Source organism: Variovorax sp. P4_D9, from assembly GCF_056401695.1.
This window is the reverse complement of record NZ_JBFUIU010001402.1, coordinates 1-1,457: the sequence shown is the minus strand read 5'-3', so window position 1 is coordinate 1,457 and position 1,457 is coordinate 1. Positions and strand designations below refer to the sequence as shown.

Annotated in this window: 1 protein-coding gene; it reads right to left on the bottom strand. The window is 58.4% G+C overall.

Going from position 1 to position 1,457, the window contains the following annotated elements:
* Positions 1–441 precede the first annotated feature (441 nt).
* A complete protein-coding gene (locus tag AC1DY5_RS55410) occupies positions 442–933 on the bottom strand; it encodes an LLM class flavin-dependent oxidoreductase (protein ID WP_478122664.1) in 492 nt (163 codons plus the stop codon).
* Between the last annotated feature and the right edge of the window lie 524 nt (positions 934–1,457).

The following is a 1,457-nucleotide window of genomic DNA, read 5'->3' as shown; positions in this document are numbered from 1 at the left end:
GGACGAAGCACCAGTCCCAACATCTGCCCGAGATAGCCGACGCGCTGCTCAAATGTATGTCCGCTGATCGCGATTTTTCGATCCAACCCCGCGCGCCTGTTTGAGGCAATCGAGGCATTAAACCAGCGAAGAACTTGATCTCGTCCGGCTCACGGCCGGCACGTTCGGCTGCCGCTCTCAGTGCAAAACGCTGGCTACGAGCGTCCGCGATCGTGAACACCGCGCCGATTACGCCGCTCGCGTAGCAACCTGCGACGTCTCGCCCCTGCTCACCACGCCGGCCTGGAAGATTACCGGTTGGCCCTGCTCCGAAGGTGGGAGCGGCAACGGGCCGCTCGCTGCGACATGCCGTCCACGCAGATTGATCGGCTGAATCTTTGCCGGGTCCGCAATATGCCCGGTTTTCTGGTCATGTAGCCAGGCATCTTCCTCCCAGCTTCCTCACAGTGCTTGGACGACTTGAATGACTTCATGGAGCCGTTCGTATTTTTCTATGCGCGGGGGCAACTCGCGGCCGTAATTGGCAGCGATCGAAGGATCATTGGTCGGTACCGCGTTCCACCCTGCACGGCCGTGGCTCATGAGATCTAGGGCCTTGAACTGCCTTGCAAGAGTGTACGGCTCGGTAAAGGTGGACGAGCCAGTGGCAACCAACCCAATCCGCTCGGTCCCGCGTGCGACCGCAGCAAGCGTCATCATCGGCTCAAGATTGAGCTGCTGCGCATCGGTCGCGATGTCCGCTTTCAGCGCTGGAAAGTCGGGCATGAAGAGGAACTGAAATTTCCCCCGTTCAGCAATTTGGGCGTACCGCACCAGATTATCGAAGTTGGTGAAGCCCATTGGATCAACTCCCGGCATTCGCCAAGCGCCAGGCTGGGAGCCGTAGCCATTTCCAAAAACCATGCCGACGAGCATTTGCTTTTTCACTTTCATCCTTTCGTTATCCGAATTTAATTATTTCACTTTTGGTTTGGCGATGTGTTCCACGAAACGCAGCTCGGCTTGAACGCGAAATTCTTGGTGAGTGCTCGAACAAGCTTGCACATCTAGGATGCTGGAGAACGGCGTGGGAAGCATGACTGCATCAACTTGCTTAATGGCTTTCCGCGATGTAACCGGACGGACGCCGATCCGCATTGGGAGCTTCTCGGGAAATCCGCCCCGGGCGGTGGTTTGGCGCCCGGCCTGTGATCAGGCACTACCGCGCSAGCGGTTTAGTGTGCGCCCGTGAAGGCGTGCCATTTGCAGGGTGAAAGTCCCTGTCGGAGTTGGCCGCAGCTCCGTAGCTGAAGGTAACTGCGTCGTCGCGAGGCGAGGTGGGGAGCAACCGGAAGCGAATTGTCGGTCCGTAGGATGACGAACCTGTTTCGGCGGGGTATGGCGGCGAGCCTGCACTAAAGTGGCGAAGCCTGGAAGGAATGCATCACGCTGGCGTGGCGGTTAAAGCGGTGATGTGG

What these genes read in the sequence shown, in the direction of transcription:
- AC1DY5_RS55410 (WP_478122664.1), bottom strand. Translation starts at nt 933, where the DNA reads ATGAAAGTGAAAAAGCAAATGCTCGTCGGCATGGTTTTTGGAAATGGC.